At 47.9% G+C, this 22,584-nt stretch carries 10 protein-coding genes and 1 riboswitch; of the genes, 2 read left to right on the forward strand and 8 right to left on the reverse strand.

Features of this window, described 5'->3' with window-relative positions; all coding sequences use genetic code 11:
* Both HCJ96_RS00005 and HCJ96_RS00010 read right to left on the reverse strand, forming a co-directional pair.
* Window positions 1–12,283 (reverse strand): two-partner secretion domain-containing protein (locus tag HCJ96_RS00005; RefSeq protein WP_169208989.1); only part of this gene is annotated, 12,283 nt, incomplete at its 3' end.
* Between the two features lie 9 nt (window positions 12,284–12,292).
* Window positions 12,293–13,939 (reverse strand): ShlB/FhaC/HecB family hemolysin secretion/activation protein, encoded by a 1,647-nt coding sequence (locus HCJ96_RS00010; RefSeq protein WP_169208990.1) that lies wholly within the window; start codon window positions 13,937–13,939, stop codon window positions 12,293–12,295.
* Between the two features lie 207 nt (window positions 13,940–14,146).
* A riboswitch (cyclic di-GMP riboswitch) is annotated at window positions 14,147–14,237 on the reverse strand.
* A 477-nt stretch (window positions 14,238–14,714) separates the two neighbouring features.
* Between HCJ96_RS00010 and HCJ96_RS00015 the strand changes: the two genes are divergently transcribed.
* The gene (locus HCJ96_RS00015; protein ID WP_169208991.1) at window positions 14,715–15,407 is read left to right on the forward strand and encodes a hypothetical protein; all 693 of its coding nucleotides are present in this window, start codon (window positions 14,715–14,717) and stop codon (window positions 15,405–15,407) included.
* Between the two features lie 49 nt (window positions 15,408–15,456).
* On the opposite strand, the gene HCJ96_RS00020 is transcribed toward HCJ96_RS00015, so the two are convergent.
* The 6 genes from HCJ96_RS00020 to HCJ96_RS00045 form a co-directional block, all read right to left on the reverse strand.
* On the reverse strand, window positions 15,457–16,557 hold the full coding sequence (locus HCJ96_RS00020; RefSeq protein ID WP_169208992.1) for an acyltransferase family protein: 1,101 nt from the start codon (window positions 16,555–16,557) through the stop codon (window positions 15,457–15,459).
* 11 nt (window positions 16,558–16,568) lie between these two features.
* Window positions 16,569–17,696 (reverse strand): N-acetylglucosamine-6-phosphate deacetylase, encoded by a 1,128-nt coding sequence (gene nagA / locus HCJ96_RS00025; RefSeq protein ID WP_169208993.1) that lies wholly within the window; start codon window positions 17,694–17,696, stop codon window positions 16,569–16,571.
* 61 nt (window positions 17,697–17,757) lie between these two features.
* Window positions 17,758–18,225 carry a CreA family protein gene (locus tag HCJ96_RS00030; RefSeq protein ID WP_169208994.1) on the reverse strand — a complete coding sequence of 156 codons (468 nt, stop codon included), beginning with the start codon at window positions 18,223–18,225 and terminating at the stop codon, window positions 17,758–17,760.
* A 164-nt stretch (window positions 18,226–18,389) separates the two neighbouring features.
* Window positions 18,390–19,196, reverse strand: a complete 807-nt coding sequence (locus HCJ96_RS00035) for an EAL domain-containing protein (RefSeq protein WP_343034623.1) — start codon at window positions 19,194–19,196, stop codon at window positions 18,390–18,392.
* 119 nt (window positions 19,197–19,315) lie between these two features.
* A complete protein-coding gene (locus HCJ96_RS00040; RefSeq protein ID WP_169208995.1) occupies window positions 19,316–20,236 on the reverse strand; it encodes an alpha-E domain-containing protein in 921 nt (306 codons plus the stop codon).
* Between the two features lies 1 nt (window position 20,237).
* Entirely contained in the window at window positions 20,238–21,692 is a 1,455-nt protein-coding gene (locus tag HCJ96_RS00045) for a circularly permuted type 2 ATP-grasp protein (protein WP_169208996.1), read from the reverse strand.
* Window positions 21,693–21,846: 154 nt separating this feature from the next.
* On the opposite strand from HCJ96_RS00045, the gene HCJ96_RS00050 reads away from it, so the two are divergent.
* Entirely contained in the window at window positions 21,847–22,584 is a 738-nt protein-coding gene (locus HCJ96_RS00050; protein ID WP_169208997.1) for a proteasome-type protease, read from the forward strand.

The following is a 22,584-nucleotide window of genomic DNA, read 5'->3' on the forward strand; positions in this document are numbered from 1 at the left end:
AGTTTTGCGCCAAATCATTTACATAAATTGTGTTTGTTGCATCAGAAAACGCACCCGCAAAGGCTGGGTCATCTTGCATCAGCACTTTTGCTTCTACCGGGTCAACGCCCATTTGTACAGCCACTTCATTGGCAAGTGCAGTATAAGCTGCTTGTTTCTGCTCAGGAGTGGCAGAGGCATCCCCTAACGTTGCAATATGCTCAGCATTAGCCTCATTCTGCATAAAGTTTTTGGTTGCGGTGAAATAATCTTGCTTATTACCAATGTGCTCACGCAGTGAGCTTTCACCATCACCACTTCCGGTTATAGAGACGCTTACCTTTAGTACATCTGCAACTGATTCACCCAAAATCTCAGTACGCTTCACATCTTCTTTAATCTGCGCCCTTCCCTCTTCACTCAACAAACGATGGTCAACGGTTAAATCTATTTTGCCCTGCTGACGGTTTACGTCGTAAATCTCGTTGGTGGTGTTGGCGGCGTCACGGTTTAAACCAGCTAACTCTGTTTCTTCACCACCCACAGTCACATTGCCTTCACCCACCGTTGCCATGGCTTTGCTTAAGCTTTGGCTGCTGTTGTTCTGATAGGCCGTATTGCTGCTGTTGAGCTTGGTGTCGGTGCCACTTTCATTGTGTTTGGCATCGGCTGTCAGGCCGACATTGGCATTGATACTGGCGCTTTGACTGCTACTGTAGCTGCGGTTGTTTAAATCGCTGTAGCTGATGGTGCCCGTGCTTAAGGTCAGCGCACCGTTGTCGTTACCGTTATTGTCCATGGCTGCAATAAGGGCACCAGTAATGGCGGTATTGCCGCTAACATCTACATTCACGTTGCCACCGGTGATACTGGATAGCACGGTTTCGGTGCTGTGATACCGGCTGTTACTGGCGTTTAGGCCACCATTGACGCTGGCGGCGCCAGCACGGGTATCACCCAGGTTGCTTGCCGCCTTGGCCACCGCTTTGTGCACATCCAGGGTGTTGTTTTCACCGCCGGTATTACCAAAGCCCATGCCTGCACTGATACCCATTCCTTTACTGCTGCCAGTGTAGCGGTTTTGCACCGATTCTAAGGTTAAGTTACCGCCAATGTTCATATTCAGGCTGTCTTGGCCGTGCAGGTTGCCCCCGCTGATGGTGGCATCGCCGCTGGTTACCACATTCATGTGTTTGGCCGTTAAGCTGCTGTTGGTGTAAGTGGTGGCTTTATCCTGCTGTTCGTTGCTGCCCAGGCTGGCATTGATGGTGGGGCCGCCTGCGGCACCCCACAGGGTGTGGGCGATGGTTACATTGCCGTATTGACTGCTGCTACGGCTTTGCTGGGTGTTTTGGCTGGCCGTGACGGAAAGCGTATCGGTCAGCACGTTAAAGCTGTTTTGTGCAGTTAATGCACTGCCTGAAATGTGGGTGCTGCCGCTTTGCCCTTGTGGGCCGGTGACAATATTAATGTTATTGGCATTCACCGTTGACCCGCGAGATGTGGTGCTGTGGGTGGTGCTGCTGGTTTGGTTGGCCGCAATATCCAGCTGCACGCCCGCATTAAACCCATAGGTGGCGGTACTTTGTGCCGCGGCGGCGGATTGTTGGGTCAGTAAGGTAATTTTACTGGTCAGGTTAGCCGCGGCGGTGGCCAGGCCTGCCTGATACCAGCTTTCATCACCTTTTACGTCATCCAGCAGGCCCTGTAATTCATTGACATCGGCCTGAGTGAAACCTGGTTTACCTGCGGTCACATCGGCCTTAAGCTGGGCCAGTTGCCCTTCCAGTTGCGCGGTTTCTTTTTGGTAGCGGCGGTAGTCGGCCTCGGCCTGTTTTACCTGGTCTTTGGCGTCATCAACCGCTTTGGCGGCTTTGGCCACTTCCACAGCCTGATGTTGTACTACCACACTAAGCGTGGCACTGCCGTGGGTTTCATCGTCTGTTTCAGCGAAGGTCTCTACCGTTTCAGTTACGCTGACATCACCCTGGGCAAAGAAATTAGCGGAGTCGTCAGCCGAAATGTCAGAGCCCGCAATGGTAATATCACTGATGGAATCAAGCGTTACGCTGCCTTTAGCATTTATCTGACTGGCTTTGTATGTGGTGCTGTCAGTAGTGCGGTTGACTTCATCATAGCGGGCATCGGCTACTTTATAGGTCAGTTGGCCATTGTCGGTGCTAAACAGCTCATCCGGGCGTGAGAACCCTTCCATGGCGTCACCAAAACTAACCCCCACCTGTTTATCGCTGGAATAGGTATGCTGGGTTTCTTTTGCGGCCAACACCTGTATGTCACCAATATCCGTGGTAACCGAAATGCTGTTATCGGCATTCAGGTTTGAGCCGATCACGGTAGCACGTCCCGCATCCACCACGATGTTGCCAGAGGCGTTTAGATTGGTGCTGTTGGCAGTGGTGCTTGCACTACCACTAATGTTTTCGGTAGTGGCGTACAAGCTGCCACCACTGAACAGGCCGCCAGATTGACTGCGAGACTCGCGCAAACTGCTTTCCTCGCCAGAAGCGATGAGTACTTCGTTAAAGGCGGTTAAGGCAATGTTATTAGCATCCAGATCACTGGCAATGATGCTCAGGTTATCCCCTGCATCCATGAAGATATTGTTGCCCGCTGAAATAGTGCTGCCAGCGAGGAGATCATCCTGGGCCAATTCTTCTTTTGTCTTTGATTTAAAGCCGCCCAGACTGCTTTTGCTGGTATGCGTAAATTCATCATCCTGATAAGTTGCGGCGGTTACAGCGATGTTGTCACCCATCGCTACCACGTTTTCAGAAGCATTGATGGTCGCAGCCGTTAGCGTAACGTCCCCTTGTCCTGATTGAATTATATTACCCTGCTCGTCTACGGACGCGTTTAACAGCACATTGGTAGCATCAATACCGGTACCTTGCACCTGCTCGTGCAGAGTTACCGACTCGGTGACTTTTTTCTTTAAAAATCCTTTTTCGGTCTTTTTATTGGCCGCATAATGGGATTCAACCACTGCATTCAGGTTCAACTGATTATCAGCTGACAAGCTGGCCGTTTTACCCGCACTAAACTGCGCCCCTTCAGACTCAAGATTATTACCTGCGTTAACGGTTAAATTCCCGCCCGCATTCAGACTGACTACATCAAAGGTGCGGTGCTCGGCTTTGTCGTACCCCCCTTTGAAGGTTCGGTCGTGCGCGTAAACGGTTTCAACGGTACCAAGCAGAACATCGTTTCCAGCACTGAGGTTCATATCGCCTTTGGTGCTCAGCTGGCTGCCTTGTAAATCAAGGTTGTTGCCGGCCTCCATATTCAGACTGTCGGTTGACACAATTTGTGGGGCGTCGCCAATTTCAGTGTAGGTGGTGGTATTGCCCTTTCTATCGGTCACGGTGTGATGGCTGAACTCGGTGCGGTTAATGATGTCGCCTTTGGCAGTTAAGCTCACCGCGCCGCCGCTGATCAGGCTCTGGTTAATAAGGTCACCGCCAGCATTTAAACTTAAGGTGTCGCTGCCGGTAAAGCTGCCCAGGTTGGTAATATCGCCTGCAATGTCTAACCATAGGTTTTTACTTTCCAGGGCCAGGGTGTTGGTGAAATCGCCGCCTAATTGCAGGCCCAATAAATTGTCGCTGTCAAAAAAGCCCAGGTTAGTCATATCCAGGCCGCGATCGCTGCGTAAAATCAGCCCTTCACCGCCTGCAATACCCCCATCTACGGTAAAGCCTTTTGCCGCGGTGATATCAATGGTACCGCCCGCGCTTAGGGTGACGCCATCAGCCATTAAGTCGTTGTGGCTGATGGCGGCATACAGGCTTTTTTGGCCTTCATTAATCGCTTCGGCATCAAAGCCTAAGTCTTCGGTAAGCACGCGCATTTGTGCAGCCGTTAGAAATACATTCTGGCCAACCTGATGGGGGTTTTTGGGTGGCGTAAGGTGTTGCCCTGCCGCCAAATCATGCGGTGCATCTGGCTTAGTTTGCTCTGCCAGCATGCCCTGCTGATGGTCGATTTGCTGTTTAATGATTAAATCAGGGTTGTGCTGACTTATGGTGTCCGGTGAAAGCGGCACGGCACTACCCTTGCCTGTATATTCACTTGGGATCGCCCCCGCCTGCCCCTGAGCAAAGTGAAGATCCGGGTTGATATTGGCAGGATCTGCGAATTGCCCTTGCTGACCTGCGTGAACCGCAGCATCATCAATGCCGGGCTGGCTGGCAATATACGCCTGAATGCGGGCTTCTTCCTGTTCACGCTGCTTTTTCACCTGCTCCTGGTTGGCGGCCGAATTGGCTGGAATAACCGTAGTGTTGCCATCGCTAACCTGGCCGTTGGCGTTAACGGCAGAGGCAGTATGCAATATTGCACCTTGCGTAAGGGTTGCTTCCACGTCGCTATTTGCGCCGTCTACTGTGGTGAGGCTTGCCCCTTGTGTCGGCGTATTGGTGTAATCTGTGGCTTGCTCATCGGCTGATAAGGCGGTTAATCCGGAGGATACCTGCTCGTTGGCCTCAGTACCGCGGCCAGCGCCAGTTCGCGTTTCAGCGCTGGTGCTTTCTTCAGTAGCCGCAGCTTTGGCTACCGTGACATTGTTGTTTTTGTCAAACGACGCGCTGCTGCCTTTTTCACCCGTTCCTTTACTGCCATTGGCGTTAGTGTTGACATGTTCACTGTCAGCGCTTGTTACCCCGTCAATAATCTCGACTTTATTTTTCAAATTGCCGTATATATTGCCGCCAGCAGCAATGGTGCCGTAACTGCCTGCGCCGCCATAACTAACCTCTGAATAGGTGTCTATTACACGTTCACCGGTTTTATGTGGCGAGCCTGGCTCAGAGCAAAAATAATTGCCAAACCTATCAGTGGTGCCTTGCAGACAGTTAGCGGTCCAGGTTTCTTCAACTACAGTTACATCCGATTCATGTTTGTTCTGAGCGTTGATGTTAGTCAGGCTGGTACCCGACAAGGTTAAATTGTTGCCCGCCGAAATGGTGCTGTACTGGTTGGTAATAGTGCCATTGAGGGTCATATTGCGACCCGATGATATCAACCCTTCCTGTCCATTCGCAGAAACACTGTATGACGTAGTCGCTCTATCTTCTCTATTGCGGGTTGATGTAAACTGGTTTGTAGTAGTGCCGCCACCTTCGTTTGAACCCCCTGTGTAAGACGATGAGTTTGTTGTTGCACCTTTTTTGTAGCTAAACGCGCCAGCATACTCATTTTTAATGGTTCCGCTGATGCTTAAATCTCTTACCGCTGCAATTACCCCGCCCGTATTGGTAATAGTGCCGCCTTTCAACGTAGCGTTGGCGCTGGAATAAATGTTGGCGGTGTTGGTTACGTCTCCATCAATGGTAAGGTTGCTACCTGCAAACAACAGGTTTGAGTTGGTGATGTCGCTGTTAATATCCAGCGTGCCAGCAGATGCCAACGTGCCACTGTTAGTGGTAGTGCTGGCGTTGACGATCAGATCTGTATTTCCACTGACTGTCCCCCGGTTTACTAAACGGGTTAACGACAGGATGGTTTTATTGTCGGCACTGATGTTAGCGCCGCTGTTGTTGGTTAATGTGTTCGCAGTAACGCCTATGGTGCCTGAACTGGTCACGCTGCCTGAGTTAGTGATGTCGTTATCACTGCTTAGCTCTAGCGTATTGAGGGCGCTGAGTACCTCAGTGCTTTGAACGGTAATCTTGTTTTTACTGTGAACATCAACGTCCTGGCCGGTGATTCTCCCTACATTAATGCTGGTCACATTTACGTTAACTGTGCCGTCTGATTGGAGTTCGCCGTCCCGGTTGTCCAACGTTACCCCATCAACGTCTACGCCTGTTTTGCCAGAGATTTTGCCACGGTTAGTTAGCGTTCCTGTGCTGTCGATATCTACCTTGCTATGGCTGCTTGTAATGGCGTTAAGGTTAGTAATGTTTCTGGCATTCACCGTTAACTGCGACTTGGACGAAATCACCCCTGAATTAGCAACACTGTTGCCACCGTTCAGGACCAGCATGCCGTTACTTTTTATCGCTGACGAATCCGTGCTGTTAGTGATAGAGCCGCCAGAAACCGTCAGCTTACCGGTGCCCTGATGGAGTATTTGGCCGCCGTTGTTATTCAATCCAGTGGTAGTTAGTGACAGGTTTTCGCCTTTCGAACCAATCAAGCCATTCTGGTTATACAGTGCGCCACTTTCGATACTGCTGGAGCCATAGCCTGTGGCAACAATGGTTCCTGAATTATTGGTGAGGGTTGCGTTAGTATCAATTTGATAATAACTGGCAGTGATGTCACCCCCCGTATTGTTCAGGTTGCCCTGAATGGCTGTGGTAAGTTTTCCTTCCGTGTTGATGATGCCGTTACGTTGATCGAGCTGGCCTGCACTGCTTAACGACAGTACGCCAGCGCCTTTATGCAGTATTTTGCCGTTGGCATTGTCCAGTTCGCCGGTCTGCGCAGAAATGAACAGATAATCGTTGGTCGACTGAATGGTACCGCCATTGTTATACAGGGTCGTTGCAGTGATGTCGGCGTTGCCTGCGCCAAGCGAAGTAATGGTACCATTGTTATTGTTAAGGACACCTGTGGTAACACTTAGATCATAGCCTTGTAAGCGCCCGGTATTAGTGACCGCCCCGGTAGTGTTTATGGTGAGTTGTCCGTCACTTAACAAGCTCCCACCCTGATTGTTCAGCGCGCTGCTAATGAGCAAATCACCTTTAGTGTAAAGTTCACTGTTATTGGTGAAGGTGCCGTTGCTGTCGATGTGCATGCCCTGTTCAGCAAAGAGTTTGCCGCTACCGGAAACACTGTTTTTTAAGGTGGTGCTGCCCGCACTGGCGATGCTGCCATTGGCATTGTTGATACTGCCGGTTTCGCCTAATTTCAATACGCCAACGCCCGCGTGGATGATTTCACCGTGGTTGGTTAAGCTGCCTTTTACATCTACGTTTTGCGCGCTGCTATAAAGGGTGCCGCTATTGTTGAGTTGCGCGGTGTTAAGTTGAAAGCTGTCAGCCTGAGAATCTGCATTGATGAGCACACCGCTGGCTTGGTTTTCCAGCGTTGTGCCACTAAAGCTGCTGGAATTACTTTCAATACGACCATTGTTTTTAAGTAAACTGAAATTTGCCGCGTTTACGCTATCGCTTGACCAGGTGCCAGTGTTAGTAATGCTGTTGGCATTAACCGAAGTGTTGTTTCCAGCATAAAACAAATTGCTGTTGTTTAGATGGTCTGCGCTAACGTTAAGGTTGTGACTGGCTGAAATGACCCCTTCGTTCGTTACGCTACCCGTGGGCGTTAACAGGGTAATAGTATTACCCAGCAGCGCCCCCTGAGCTTGATTGCTGACATCGCCATTAACATTTAGAAGCTGTTGTGCCTGAATATTACCCTGATTGATCAATTCATTACTGGTAATGTCTAAATTCGCCGCCGCAGCAATAGTACCTGTGTTAGTCATCGCACCACTGTGTGAGAGGCTAAATGTGCCGTCTCCATAATGAATCAGTTGACCAGCCTGATTGGTCAAACTGGTTAACATCAGATCCCAGTTAAGGCCATGGCTGCCAATAATGCCTTGCGTATTGTTCAGACTGTTAACGTCTAACTGAAGTGCCTGATCCTGACTGCCCAGCGCTAAAATCAGGCCCTGCTCATTAAGTAACGTTGGCGTGGCAAGTGATAATGTCTGGGTTTCGATAATGCCGTTTGTATTGGTCACACTCTCTTGTGCATTGGCTGTTAAATGGCCGTTTACCTGAATCATGCCCTGTGAATTATTAATTTGGGTGGCATCCAGGTGGGCATCTGCAGCCGCCAAAATACTGCCTTGTGCGTTATTCAGCATTTCAGACCGCAATACCATATTTGCATTACTGGCCAGTTCGCCTGCGGAATTGTTAAGTGTTTGTGCGTCAATGCTTAACGTACCATTGGTCTTGATCGCACCGGCATTGTCGTTATTCAGTACTCCTGAGACATTCAGTTGCACGTTATTTTCTGCCGACAGGTTGCCGTTGTGATTGTTGAGCGATGCTGCAGCCAGGTCGATTGCATTGCCTGCGTACAGGTTGCCAGCCATGTTGTCGACGTGATCTGCATCAATATGCAGATTGTTTGCGGCTTCAACTTTACCCTGAGCGTTGTTCACATCACCGGAAAGCAGAATATCTGCGTTACTGAGCACCTGCCCTTGCGTGTTATTATGCAATGTGGTGATAGATATATTGCCATCGCCTAGCTGCACGACATTGCCCGCAGCATTATTGAATTGGGTATATAAGAACAGGTTACCGCCATCACTTTGGATCAGGCCGTGTTGATTGTCAGTGGTGGCTGAATCAATTTGAAGTACCCCGGTAGTGCCGTAGCTGGCAATAAGCCCATCGGTGTTGATCACACGCTGCCCGTCAATAGTGACCTGTGTTCCAGAGACTTCGCCGCTGTTATTCAGTTCATCGGCGCTTAGCGTAACGGTTTCAGCTTGTACATAGGCACTGTTCAAAAACTGTTCGGTGATAGTCGCATCAAGCTCAGTAGCGCTGATAGTGCTGTGGTTATCCAGCCGAGTCAGCGTAAGCTGCATGCGGCCGTCACCCGTCTGGCTTAGGATACCCTCTTCGGTATTCAGCAGCGACTCTGCGTTAATGTGCATAGCACCCTGGCTGTGCAACACTCCCTGGGTGTTGTCAATGCTATCGGCTGTTGCGTTCAGCGCATTTTGCGCTTCAATAACCCCTTGCTGATTGGTTAACGTCGCGGTGCTTAATATGATATCTGCAGCACTGATGTGGCCCTGGTTGGTTAATTCTGCTGACGTGATCTCCAGAGTTCGCTGTGATTGAAGCTGTCCGTCAGTGGTAATTTCAAGCGTGTCGGCATTAATCGCTACATTCTGTTCACCGGCGATCACTCCATCTTGCAGCGCCAGATCGCCTGCGTTGACGGTTAATAGGTCTGCTGCGCTGTAAATACGCCCCTGCCCATTCGACAGGTCCGCTGTCGCCGTAACTGATGAGGTGATTCCAGCGCTCGAGATGGTGCCGTTACGGTTATCCAATGTTGATGTAGTAAGTACAAGAGCGTCGTCGGTGATCAGTTGCCCAAACTGGTTGTCGAAAGTACCAGCGTCAACCGAAACCGGTCCGACTGCCTGAATAATGCCTGCATTGTTGTCGGTGTCGCCATTTATTATCAGGCTGCTGGCGGTGAAAACACTGCCTTGATGGTTATTTAAATGCGCTAAAGAAAGTACGCCCGTACCGGCGTGTGCAATGGCGCCATTGCGGTTGTCAAGATTGTCCTGAATCGTAAAGGTGTGGCTGTCACTTTGAATATGGCCGCTATTGGTAATGCCATTAGATGCTGCGATTACCAGTGCTTCGCCCTGGGTGTTCGTGGCTAGAATGCTACCTTGATTATTCAGAGTCGTACTGGAAAGTGTCGCGTTGCCCGCCTGAATATGGCCTTGATTAGTTAACGCTTCAGCGTTGACATACAAAGACGCTGACTGTAGGTCTCCCGTATTCGTTAACGCAGCACTGTCGATATGCAGAGCACCCTCACTGACGATTTGACCATTGAGGTTGTCCAGGCTGGAGGTGGTTTGGATGTGAGACGTTGCTGCACCGGTAAGGGTGATGAAACCGTCGTTGTTAATCAGGCTGTCGGCAGAAAGTGAAGCACCGTCAGCACTTGCGATATCTCCTAAGGTGTTGTCTAAGGATTCGCTGTTACTGATTAATTGTCCGGCAGTTTGAATGTTACCCTGCTGGTTATTCAACACACCAAGGACATCTAGCTGCAGTACGCCCGTGCCAAGGTGAGAGATTTGCCCCTGGGTGTTATCTAACTGCATGTCAGTTAGAGAAAAGCTTTCTCCGTGACTCTCGATATTACCGGCATTGCGGAGCGACTGAGCCTGAATTGACAGCGCCTCTTGCGCTTCACCGGTTGCTAAAACGGTGCCCTGATTGGTAATGGTTGTTGCTGTTAGTGCAACCTGCGTACCTTCAATTATTGCTGTTGCGGCGTTATCAAGGGTTTCTGAAAGTACTTCGACGTGACTGCCACTGATCAGGCTATCGTCACCGTTAGTCATCGCTATGGTTTGAAGTGTCAGATCCTGGCTGCTTTCTATTACCCCTTTGTTGTTATTGATGCTGTCGGCCACAACTGTTAGGTTTGCTGCACTTATTATCCCGTTTGCGTTTTCAAGGGTGTCGGTGGTTATAGATAGCTCGCTGCCAGCTACTGCCCCGGTGTCATTATTAAGTCGGTCGGTTATTAGTGTCAGTTGCGTTGCTGCGGTAATATCGCCTTTCACATTATCAATATCAGAGGCTGTAAGTTGCAGTGAACCATTACTTTGCACCTTACCGTCGCTATTGTTAAGCGCGTTTTGAATATCTAATACCAGGCTGGCATCATTTAACTGATTAATCTGACCTGCTTCGTTATTGATTGATTTTGCGGTTATGATGCTGTCAGCCGCGAACTGCAGCGTGCCTTCTGTATTGTTGATGTCATCAGCAATCGTCAGTGTCGTCACGTCAGTAGCTGAAAATTGAGAGATACCACTATTGACGTAACTGTCAGCGTTGATCTCAGTCTGTCCGTTAAACACGATTGAGCCGTTATTAACAACTTCGCTGACATTTATCACGGTTGCCTGATTAAACGTACTTTGGGCATTATTTGCTAATTGCGCGGACAAATTAAAGGTAGCATTTCCTTCGGCAATAACGTTGCCACTTTCAAAATTAACACTTTGGCCAGAAACAGTCATAGCGCCTGAATCACCGACCTGGTGGAGCGTACCCTGGCTTTGGGTTAGCTGTTTCACTGTCAGCGTGGCGTTATTTGCCTGGATATATCCCGCGTTCGTCAAACTGTCTGAGTCAACGTTTAGCTTAGATGCGGTTAAATTACCCTGGTTTGCAAAGAGAGGCATTGCAATGCTTGTCGTGTCGGCGTACAAGGCAGCATCAGCATGATTTTGCAGCGCTTTGGCGGCAATGTTGAGCGCTCCCTGGCTAACAATATTACCCTGATTGTCCAACTTATCGGACAGCGCAATGTGTATTTGAGCATCGTCTTGCCACTCACCCTGCAAGGTAACGCCGGATAACATATCACCCTGTTGTACCAGCGAGTTTGCATTAAGCGTAATTGACTCTTTAGACGCGACTAAGCCTGTGTTAGTGACTTTTTCGGCAGCATTAATATTGACAGATTGACCATATACTGAACCTGTTGTCTGAATGCTATCGTTAACGGATGTTAATGCTAACTGGCCTTGCGCAACGGCGTCTTTGAGCTGCAATTGGCCATCAACGCTAAGTTGCATATTCTCAGTGCTGCTGATTAAACCTTTACTACGCACACCTAAGCCAGCTTCTGTGCCGATAAGTTTAATTTTATTGGCGTACATGGCGCCCAGAGCTGAAGCATCAAGGGCAAATTCATAGGTTGAATCAGCGCCAGATTGCGCCGTACTGGTTTGGTGAGTGCCAGTTGCGAAATCATAGCGATTGATGCCAGTAAGAATATTCAGCTCGTTGGCGTAAAGCGCGGCATTGAGCTTGATTGCGCGGGTTAAAATATCCAGCTGGTTCACATTTGATGCGTTTAAGCCTGCGCCAGTGATCAGCACATCGCCTCCGCTGACACTGAGTCCGATCAGATTGCCGTTGTTTAACTCGGGCGTTCCAGTGGCTAACACGGTGCGGGGAATATTGATAAAGCCGCAGCCGTTACAAGTGATGCCGTTGGGGTTGGCAAGCACAAATTCAGCTGAGTTGCCTAAAACTTCAGTAAAGCCCCGCAATTGTGAACGATTAGCGCCAGTTATTTCAGCAAGAATGACGTTGGCCGACCCACCCGTCATGCGCCTGTTACCATCCGTCCAGCCGCCAATTATCGAAATTGCTGGATCAAGCGAATTATTCAGGATCACGCCATCTGTGGTGACATTGTAATTAATAAACTGGTTGTGCGAGACGCCGCCCTGAGTAGGAGCGGCTATGTTCACCACAGTGACACCATCGGCTGAGGAACTTAATTCGCCTGATTGACCATTGGCGAACATGATTGCCGGGTCATTGTAAGAGGAAGTGGCTGTGCTGGAGGTAGACGATGCCGGCGGGGTATTTTGCGCAGCCATTGCTTCCAGTAAACGCAGTTCCATTAAGCGTTCATCGTATGCGCGCTCAGCACCATAGGCAGCCATCAATACCGGATTTCCTGCCAATACCACTATCAGGGCTTTGGTTATACCATTGCGCCATTTTCTGGGTAAAATTCTCATCAGCTTTCCTTAAAAACTCACTCGCAATGACAGGTCAACTTCCTGTTGCTTTTGGGTAAAAAAATCAGGCACGCGCAATGCTCTGGCATAAGACAACGTCGCTTCGACCTGATTGCCATGCCACTTAATTCCTACTACAGAACCTGCTACCCATTCACTGTTTTCCTGCGGATATTCAGGCAAATTTGACACGCCTGCATCAACGCCGAAGAAATAGTGAATTTGATTTATAAATGACAGTTCACTTGCTACGGGCAAGGTGAACTCATTGCGGATATATCCGCCTTTGTAACCGAACAGACTGCTTTGAGAAAGACCGCGTACGGTATAGCGGCCACCTACTGTCAGGCCTTCGGAAGCAAGAATGATGTCGGGGGAATATAAATAATTTGCAGAAATCGCATAAAGGATCGGCGTTTCGGCCATACGCCATTGAGTGTTATAAGCCAAATTTGCCTGGTATTTTATAAACTGAAAGTCATCTTCTGCGGCGACCAGTTTCTTTTTCGCATCAAACCAGGACACACTTTTATAGATATGAAGTCCTGCACTTAGGCTGCCCTGGCTGAGCGAACGTCTGTAAGCGGTGTGAAAATCCCAGACATACAAAACGCGCGAAGACGTGTCTAAAAATACATCTTCAATGAAGTTCTTGCTCGTTTTGCGGGTGAGACTCAGGGCCAGATCGATCTTGTCAGTTTGGTCACGGTAAACTGTGTAGCCTAGCTGAAGGCTGCTATTGAATGATGAGCCATGAATCGCAAAATTGCTGTTTTCACCCACCACGATTTGTTCGTATTCGTAAAAATTACTTTGGGCACCGAGAGACCAATAATGAACTGGCACCGACCACGATAACGCGTAGCTTCTTGACATGGCGTGAGGTAAATCGTGACCGCCAATGTTGGTAGACGCTGAAAACAACGTGGTGTCGTTGATGCCAACCAGATTGCCCATGACCAGATTCGCGTCCAATTGGTATTCACCCGTACTTTCTACGCCATAATTATTTAAGCCTACCGAGCCTTGCCAGTGTTTAGCAGGTTGATTGTTGATGGCTACTTCTGAGCCCCCCTGCTGTAAGGCTGGATTCAATGCGACGGTGGTGTTATTGCCCGTTAACGTGTTGAGATTCTCAAGCCCCTGCTCAATATCGCGGATATTCAAGGTGTTACCTATAGTAACGGGAAATGCCCAGGCAAGTTGTTGAGCGGTAATAGATTGATCCGTAGACGAAAGGGTTTCGACGAAGCCTTCCACAATATCTATTTCCAGATGTCCATCAGATAGATCCTGCGGGCCGATATAGGCACGGCTTGTCACATACCCTTTATCTAGATACAGATTTGTAATGCTGCCAAGTAGCGCGTTGATCTGCTCTAAACCGAGACATCGGTGATAAAAGGGGCTGGTTACACGTTGAATTTCGTCGGCGGCAATCGATTTCTCACCTGACACTTCAATACTGGTGATATTAAAGCACTGATCTGACGCGCTGGTGCCTTCTGATGTACTTACCGATTCAGGCCTGGAAAGATGGATGACAGGACGATTCTTCAGCGGCTCGATCTGGTTTTCCAGGCGATCAAGGCCTTGCTTGATTATTTTCTCGTGCTCTGAAAAGACGGGTTGCTGCGCACTGGTTTTCGCTGACACACACATCGCCACTAAAAGCCAGACAACAGCTATGTATAACCGACGATGGTGAGTGAAAAAGAAACAGCGCACTTGATTACCTTCTTATGTAAACAACAACGACAATCCTTTTGGATTGTTGATTTACAAAAGACAAACGTGCGCAGACACAGCTGCATGGTACGCAGGAATTACCAGCATATTACCTTACAGGTAATGCGACTAAGTTAATGCAATCGATGCAGTCATTGGTGCATTTGCGCCTTTAGATCACCGACTTTGCGTGCTGCCCTTTCGAAACAGTTTGCCTTTTAATTGTCTCAGCCAGCGAAATGCTAAATTTCTTGCTAGCGAAGATCCGAGAGTATATACGACGAAAGTATTAGATCAAGTCTGTTTAAATTTTATTCTGTTTCAAAATTTTATTTACGGGGGAACGCTAGTGCTGAAGATTTATGAATGTTTTTGTTTTATTTAGAGTAAGGGGGGAAGTCAGCCGGTATTTTCTTTTCTTTTGTCTAATATACATCAATGAAAATTTTGGGGCTGGTTTGTTTGGAACTGATATTGTGATATTGCCATCTTCAGGTATGCGAAAAGCTTATATGACTATGGTCAGAGTGTGGGTGTCCATGACTGTTCAATTTTGTTCACATGGGAGCAAAGTGTAGATGGCGAAAATTGAATCCAAAATTGATGCGAAGACTGGTTTAAGAATAGTTTTTATTTTTAAGATGGATATAAATTTTATTATTTCTTCATTTCTGTTATAGAAATTATGGGTTAATGAAAATTTTTGAACTACTATCATTGGAGCCAGTTATCGCTATTCAGCTTGGAGTCGCTGGCAGGTTGGTCAACAAAAGATGTAGATGTTGATGATTTTGTACATTCAGGGAAAAGGAAAAAAATTATGCGATATCATTACAGACTTGCGGCTCTAATTGCTCTTTTATCAGCATTTACTGTTAGTGCTCGGGCAGAACTGATTATCTTCAATGTCACCGGTAATCCTTTAATATCAGGTTACTTCACCCTTGATGACGCATTACTCGATGGGTCAGCTGCACAGATAATCAATAATTCGGATATATCGGACATGGGTTTCGAGATTTTTCCAGGCTCACCTTCTGGTACCTGGACATTTTCTGATCTTATTTCATTACCCAATCCAGAAGAACCTGGAGTAATACCCGCATTATTGATCGACTCATCTGGCTTAGCGCCCCGAATTATTGACGCTCGTGGGGGCCTTGCAGATAATGGTACCAACATTATTTCGCTATTTGGAAACACCTCACTCATTACAAGGTCTTCAGACCCCTTTACAATTGGTGATAGCGTCACTTACGAGATTGAATGGACGGTTGAAACTACGGGGAGTGGTATCCCTGTTTCTGAACCCAGTTTATTGCTTTGGCTATGCGTGGGCCTGCTGTTGTGCTATTCCCGCAAATCAACAGTGAGCAACCCCGTTCCAACTTTGTAATGATAGAGAAAGATATCACCCTGCAGAGATATCTTTCTTCGGTGGCTGTCTACACTCTAACGATAACATTCTTACGATATAGCAGATAAGCGACAGCATAAAACAGCACAACCAGCGCTAAGCTGTACAGCAATGAGGCCAGGTTCGCTGGTATGTGCTGTGATAACAGTTTAAATAGCTGTGTTTTGATTGAAAAGGTGCCGAGATCAGTGGTTAAGTTTATCTTTTCCATTGAGACGGTAAATAGCCAGGCCAGTACGTAAATGAGAATGGGATTGGTGCCATATATACGCAATGGCTGCAGCATAAAGCGCACCTGCTTTTGCTCCCACAACCAGATGAAAAGCGACAGGCACATGCCTGCGGCTCCTGCAGTGACCAGTACAAATGTGGGTGTCCACAGGTATTTATTGATTGGTTGAAGGAACGTCAATGCAGCACCGCTCAGCGCAAGAGCCGCCCCAAGGCATAAGGTTGCTTTTACTCTCTGGCCGGGTTGGTTGATACCTTGCAGCAGCAACGCAAACAGGTATCCGCATAGTACGGTGACGGCGGCGGGAATGGTGCTGAGCAGGCCCTCCGGATCAAAGGGGATCCCCTTCCCTTTCCACATATGCTCAGGTCCGATGATAAACAGGTCCAGTTGAACTACGGCATTATGCTCCAGTGCATACGGTGCTGGTGAAAACCCAATAAGCAGCGCCGTGTAGACGACTAACGCACCTATGCCAACGGCGACTAAACGGCGAGGCGGCACAAAAAGTACCAGCAACCCCGTGATAATAAAACACAGGCCGATGCGTTGCAGTACCCCCATGTAGCGCCACTGCTCCGGGGGATGATCAAACGGGAATAAATGCAGTAGAAAGCCGATGGCAGCGATAATCAGCCCGCGCTTAATTACCCTAAAAACGGGTTTTTCATCTTGCTCAATTGCGGACTTAAATGAATACGCCATGGCGGCGCCCACCACAAACAGAAAGAAGGGAAAGACCAGATCAGTGGGCGTCATACCATGCCAGTCGGCATGGCGCAGCGGTGGGTAAATATGGGCCCATGAGCCCGGATTATTCACCAGGATCATAAAGGCAAGGGAAAGCCCCCTTAAGATATCAATGGCTTCGATGCGCGCTGAACTTACCGCTGTCATGGTGTGATACGCTAACCCTTAACAGGACTCACTTCGCCGTTAATCCAGCACTGTTGTACAGCAAGCTGCGAATTTAACTGAATGAAATCAGCGCGACAACCGGGTTTCAAAAAGCCTCTGTCGTTACTATGTAAAAACTGTGCCGGGGTTGAGGTCGCCATCTGTAGTGCATCGGCTAATGGCAGATGTACCTGATTTACCATGTTGTTCACCGCGCCTGCCATATCAAGACAAGATCCGGCAAAAGTGCCATCTTCGGTTAACAGTTTATCGCCGTGGCGGGTGATCATGGTGTCTTCCCACGCCATTGTCTGCACTGTGCTGCCTACGTGCGCCATGGCATCGGTGACCAACATCAGTCGCTGAGGCCCAATGCTGTTAATCGCCAGGCGACAGTTTGCCGGATGCACGTGCTGCATATCGGCAATAATTCCTACGTAAGCTCCGGTTTGTGTCAGCGCTGCACCAATCATGCCCGGCTCTCTGGCTTTTAATCCCGACATGGCATTGAATAAGTGAGTGAAGCCACGTGCTCCCGCTTCAATCGCGGCCACCACGGTTTCATAATCGGCATTGGAATGCCCTAACGAAATCACTACCTCTTTGTCCGTTAACTCTTTAATAAGGTCAGGTCTTAGGGCTTCTGGCGCAATGGTCAGCATGACCTTCCCAAGGTCTTGACGCAGGTAGGTGTTCAGTGCTGCGTCATCGATATGACGAATGGATCCTGCGGCGTGAATGCCCCGCTTTGTTTTGCTTAAATGGGGTCCCTCAAAATGCACTCCGATGATGCTTTGATGATTGTTTGCAATGGCCTCGGCAATAGCATCAGCTGCTTTAGCCATTTTTGCTGGTGTATCGGTAATTAGAGTCGGCAATAAGGCAGTGGTACCAAACTGACGATGAGCAGTCGCAATGCGGTCAAGGGCATCTAATGACTGCGCGTGATTAAACAGCGCGCCGCCGCCGCCATTCACCTGGGTATCAATAAAGCCCGGACAAACTATGCCATCCAGCGTATCACTTCCCAACACCTGGTCATGTAAAAGTGACGTCACTACCCCATCTTCAACAGTCAATACACAATTATGCAGCATGCGATTGCCGTCAAACAGCTGTTTGATTTGAAACTGGCTCATGTCTTTCCCTTTTTCATTCACGTTACCGTGCTAACTACGCAGGGTTAACTCACCCCAGCGCTTAGTCGCTGTGTTGCGCGGCATCATTATAGGCGGTGGTGCCATACAGCGGCACGGTAGACAAACTGTGCTTGAAACTACCTGAGGTTTCTTTAGTGGAGTAAGCCAGATACATCAGGGTCTGGTTTTTCTCATCAAGAATGCGACGGATTTTCATCGCTTTAAAAAAGATGCTTTTTGACTTGGTGAATAGGATCTCGCCATTTTTACTTTTATCTATTTCGTTAATCATGGCTAAGGTAATCGGCCCGGTTTGACGGCAGGCGATTGAGCTATCAGACGGATCGGACAGATCGAGGTTGGCTTCAATACTGGATACATGGCAGGTAACGCCTGTGACCACCGGGTCGGTAAAGGCATCAAGTTTGATATCTTTGGTGGTAAACATGCCCAGCGAGACATCGCCCACCTCATTTTGATCGCACCCGGCCAACGCCAGTGTGGTTAATGCTACGTATAGTAATCGCATAGGAGACTCCCCATTAATGTGCAATTAGCATATCATTATCAACAACCTGGGTGTTAGATAGAATATTAACACCGTATGAAATACTTATTCCGCCACGCCCTTGTACGTAGATTTAGAAAATTGGCTGTGCTGATTAGTGGCTTTAATGGGGGTAACCGCGTCAGCTAACGATAGCATGCATCAGGCACGGTAATAAATTGTTCAAACTGCGGTCTGGCGAAGAAAAAGCCTTGTTGTCGGGTAATGCCGATTTCAGCCAGTACATCACGCTCCGCTTTGGTTTCGACACCTTCTGCAACCGCTTCGATGCCTAATGAAGACGTCATCTGTTGCAGTTGCTTGACGATGAGTTTTCGTTTTGGCGATTTATCAATTTCGTTAACCAGAGAAATATCAATCTTGATGCTGTTAGGGTTTAGGTACGCCAGCCAGTCGAGATTGGCGTAGCCAGATCCAAAATCATCTAATGCGATGCTCAGCCCAATTTTCTGATAGTACTGAGCGATACTTTCTAAACGGGCTATGTCGGTTACGTGGTCGGTTTCAACCATTTCAAAGTTAAGTAATTCAATAGGGAAACGATTGGCTTGAGCAGCCGCCAATGTGGTACGAATACACATATTCGGCTTATAGATAGCGCCAGGAAGAAAATTGATGCTCAGCATCTTATTTAAGCCAAATTCGGCCGCAAGACAAATCGCCTTTACCCGACAGAATTGATCAAACTGGTATATGTTATCGGCGTTTACTTGATTGATTACCGTGTAGGCGGGTTCGCAGTTTGGTCCTCGAACTAGTGCTTCGTAGCCGTAAGTTTCTCTGGTTGACAGGTCAACCAACGGCTGAAACGCCATGGAAAAATCGTATTCAAAGTGCTGTCCTTCTCTACACGAGTGACAGGGAACCGACTGTGCACTTTGTTCTGTGTAATTATTTTCAAGTTGTTGTCGATCAACGTTGCCAAACCGCACTCGGGCCTCTTCTTATTTTCCAACAGAGTTTAAAATAAAATTATTAAAGCAAAGTTAAGCTTCACGCTTCAATAATTTCTCTACGGGTAAAAATTTTATTCATATCAATTGAACCGATATCAAAAGTACGTTTCGTCAATAGTATTGTGTATTTTGATAAGTGCAGCTTGTAAATCATCAATAACAGCATGTAACTTCTCTTGCTTCAAATCGCGGGTATCCAGTTTCGTCAGCTCACCAGACATTTCAGCGACTTTTTTCTTAAACGCCTGCGACTTAGGCAGTTCGCCAGCACATTTTCCCAGTTGTTTTACAGAATGGCTGATCGAGCGTGGAAAGATATCGCGCTTTAACAAAAACTCAAGAATATCAGCGCGGCTGATTCGCAAGCGCATTTCCTGCCGGTACATTTGGTATGCCGTTAGAGATTTCAAGACGCTCATCCACTGAATATTCTCAAACGCCGTCAGTTTGCCGGAGACATTAGGTAACAACGACGCAGAGCGAACATCGATGATACGTGTTGTCATATCGGCCCGTTCCAGATGGCGGCCAAGGCGTAAAAACGAATAGCCCACATCGCGATTCATGGTCCCCCCCATTAAGCCGGTGATGGTTTGATTGCCTGACACAATTTTATCTAAGCATTCAAAACGATGGCGACGGGTTAACACGCTTTGGCTGTCTTCTTTCGCTGTTGCATACAGTTGGTTGATGAGCTCCCATGCTTCTGAGGGGATGATTTCGCGGATTATGCGCGCATTTTCTTTCGCATTTGCCAAACAGTTGATGATTGAGCCTGAATTCAGTTGATCAGTGACTACAAATTTGATCACGTTTTTCTCATCTGCGGTGTCATAATGCTCATAAAAGGTTTCGCGAAAAGAAAGCATGTCGACAATCGGTTCCCACCCCAATGTTACATCTCTGGGTAAGTCCAGTAACAAATGGGTATTCACCTGAATGAGGCGCGCAGTATTTTCTGCTCTTTCCAGATAGCGAGCGAGCCAATAAATATGATTAGCTACACGTGAGAGCATGTTATTTATCCTCCATGTCGACGATCCAGGTATCCTTACTGCCGCCACCCTGAGATGAGTTTACGACCGTAGAACCCTTACGCATTGCCACACGTGTTAACCCACCCATGGTCACACTGGTCGTCATCCCCGATAAAATAAAGGGTCGTAAATCCAGATGCCGCGGCTCCACTTTAGTGTCAATTAGCGTCGGCGCGGTGGATAGCAACAGCATGGGCTGAGCGACATAATTTCTGGGGTCGCGCCGGATCAGCCGAATAAACTTTTCGCGCTCGGCTTTCGAAGCATGTGGCCCTATCAGCATGCCGTAGCCCCCGGATTCATTCGCCGGTTTAACCACCATTTTATCGATGTTGTCGATAACGTGATCACGCTCTTCCTTGTTTACACATTTGTAAGTGGGCACATTAGGAATGAGCGGTTCTTCATTCAGATAATAACGGATCAAATCAGGAACAAAGGCATAAACCACCTTATCATCTGCAACCCCTGCCCCGGGCGCATTAACCAGCGCGACATTGCCCGCTTTCCAGGCGCGCATCAAGCCGGGTACCCCTAACATCGAATCTTCTTTGAACGCTTCAGGGTCAAGAAACGCGTCATCTATACGTCGGTAAATGACATCTACGCGCGCCAGCCCTTCGACGGTTCGCATATGCACAATGTCGTCCTCATCCACCACAAGATCACTACCAACGACCAGTTCGGCCCCCATCTGCTGCGCCAGATAGGCATGTTCAAAATATGCCGAATTGTAGATGCCGGGGGTCAGCACTACAATTTCCGGTTGATGAACTTTACGTGGTGACATTTGCGAAAGCATGTCATACAGCTGAGAAGGATAATTATCGATAGGGAGAATATTGTATTTTTCAAACATATCTGGAAAAACGCGTTTCATCACATGACGATTTTCAAGCATGTAGGACACGCCTGAAGGCACTCTTAAATTATCCTCCAGTACATACACAGTACCGTTTTCGTCACGCACTAAATCAGACCCACAAATGTGCGCCCAGATCCCGTGCGGTGGAGTGATTCCTCTACATTCAGGTAAATAATTTTTGGAGTGTTCAAGCAGGCTTTCAGGCAGTATCTGGTCCTTAAGTACGTTTTGTTCATTATATAAATCATTAATAAACATATTCAGGGCTTTAACTCGCTGTTTCAAACCTTTTTCAATCTGATCCCATTCTTTTTTAGGAATGATTCTGGGGATAATGTCGAACGGCCACGCCCGATCTATCGAGCCCTCTTCTTCGGAATAGACGGTAAAGGTAATCCCCATCACCTGAATGGCTGTGGTTGACGCGGTTTTGAACTCGTTAATTTCCTTTTCGCTTAAGTTCTTCAAGTATTCACACAGCTCCAACGCGGCATCCCGAGGTTTATTGCGAACACGAATAAGTTCGTCGTAAAAAGGCGTTGGATAATAATTTCCCCAGCGGATAGCCATAGAACAATCTCTGTGATTGGTGGTTTATTTATTATTCATCTAAGCTGCAAATGGGAAAAAAATCAAAATTTCTTTTAAATTCAATAGCAGAGTTTCTGGCGAACTAATCGCTTTTTGCTATGCTGCATGAATGACTCCCAGGAGGAATACAACATTGACTTACTGTCTTGCTATCAAAGTGAATAAAGGCTTAGTTTTTGCGTCAGACTCGCGCACCAATGCCGGCGTCGATTACATTGCGACATATAGTAAAATGACCCGCTTTGTGTGGCCTGGTGAACGGGTATGTGTTTTGTTAACTTCAGGTAGTCTGGCCACATCACAGGCGGTGGTAAATGCGGTATATCGCGATTTAGAAAATCCCGACGCTGAAGTTAACTTGCTCAGACCCAAACATTTGCACGAATTAGCCAGTTATATTGGCAAACTCAGCCAAAAAGAGCAGTTAATGCACGCAAAGGCGATGGAAAAAAGTGGTTCCAGTGCGGAATCCAGTTTTATTCTGGGCGGCCAGATTAAAGGACAGGAGCCTGAAATTTTTATGATTTATCCGCAAGGAAACTATATTTCAGCATCGCACGACACCCCATACTTGCAAATTGGTGAAAATAAATACGGTAAGCCGATACTCGATCGCATCATACAAGCCAGCACGACATTGGAAGACGCGGCAAGATGCGCGTTAGTTTCATTAGATTCAACCATTCGCAGTAATATTTCTGTAGGCCCGCCAGTTGAACTGGCGATCTATCAGAATAATCAGATTGACGAGCCTTTTCACCAGACCCTGACCCTGAATAGCCCCATGTATAAATCCTTGCAGAAACAATGGACGCAGGGATTAAAACGCGCATTTAACCGCTTGCCGCGGTTCGAATGGGAAAAAAAATAA

Origin of the sequence: Alteromonas ponticola (assembly GCF_012911815.1) — a bacterium.
In the GTDB taxonomy this organism is placed as follows: domain Bacteria; phylum Pseudomonadota; class Gammaproteobacteria; order Enterobacterales; family Alteromonadaceae; genus Alteromonas; species Alteromonas ponticola.

What these genes read in the sequence shown, in the direction of transcription:
- HCJ96_RS00020 (WP_169208992.1), bottom strand. Translation starts at nt 16,557, where the DNA reads ATGACAGCGGTAAGTTCAGCGCGCATCGAAGCCATTGATATCTTAAGG.
- nagA (WP_169208993.1), bottom strand. Translation starts at nt 17,696, where the DNA reads ATGAGCCAGTTTCAAATCAAACAGCTGTTTGACGGCAATCGCATGCTG.
- HCJ96_RS00030 (WP_169208994.1), bottom strand. Translation starts at nt 18,225, where the DNA reads ATGCGATTACTATACGTAGCATTAACCACACTGGCGTTGGCCGGGTGC.
- HCJ96_RS00040 (WP_169208995.1), bottom strand. Translation starts at nt 20,236, where the DNA reads ATGCTCTCACGTGTAGCTAATCATATTTATTGGCTCGCTCGCTATCTG.
- HCJ96_RS00045 (WP_169208996.1), bottom strand. Translation starts at nt 21,692, where the DNA reads ATGGCTATCCGCTGGGGAAATTATTATCCAACGCCTTTTTACGACGAA.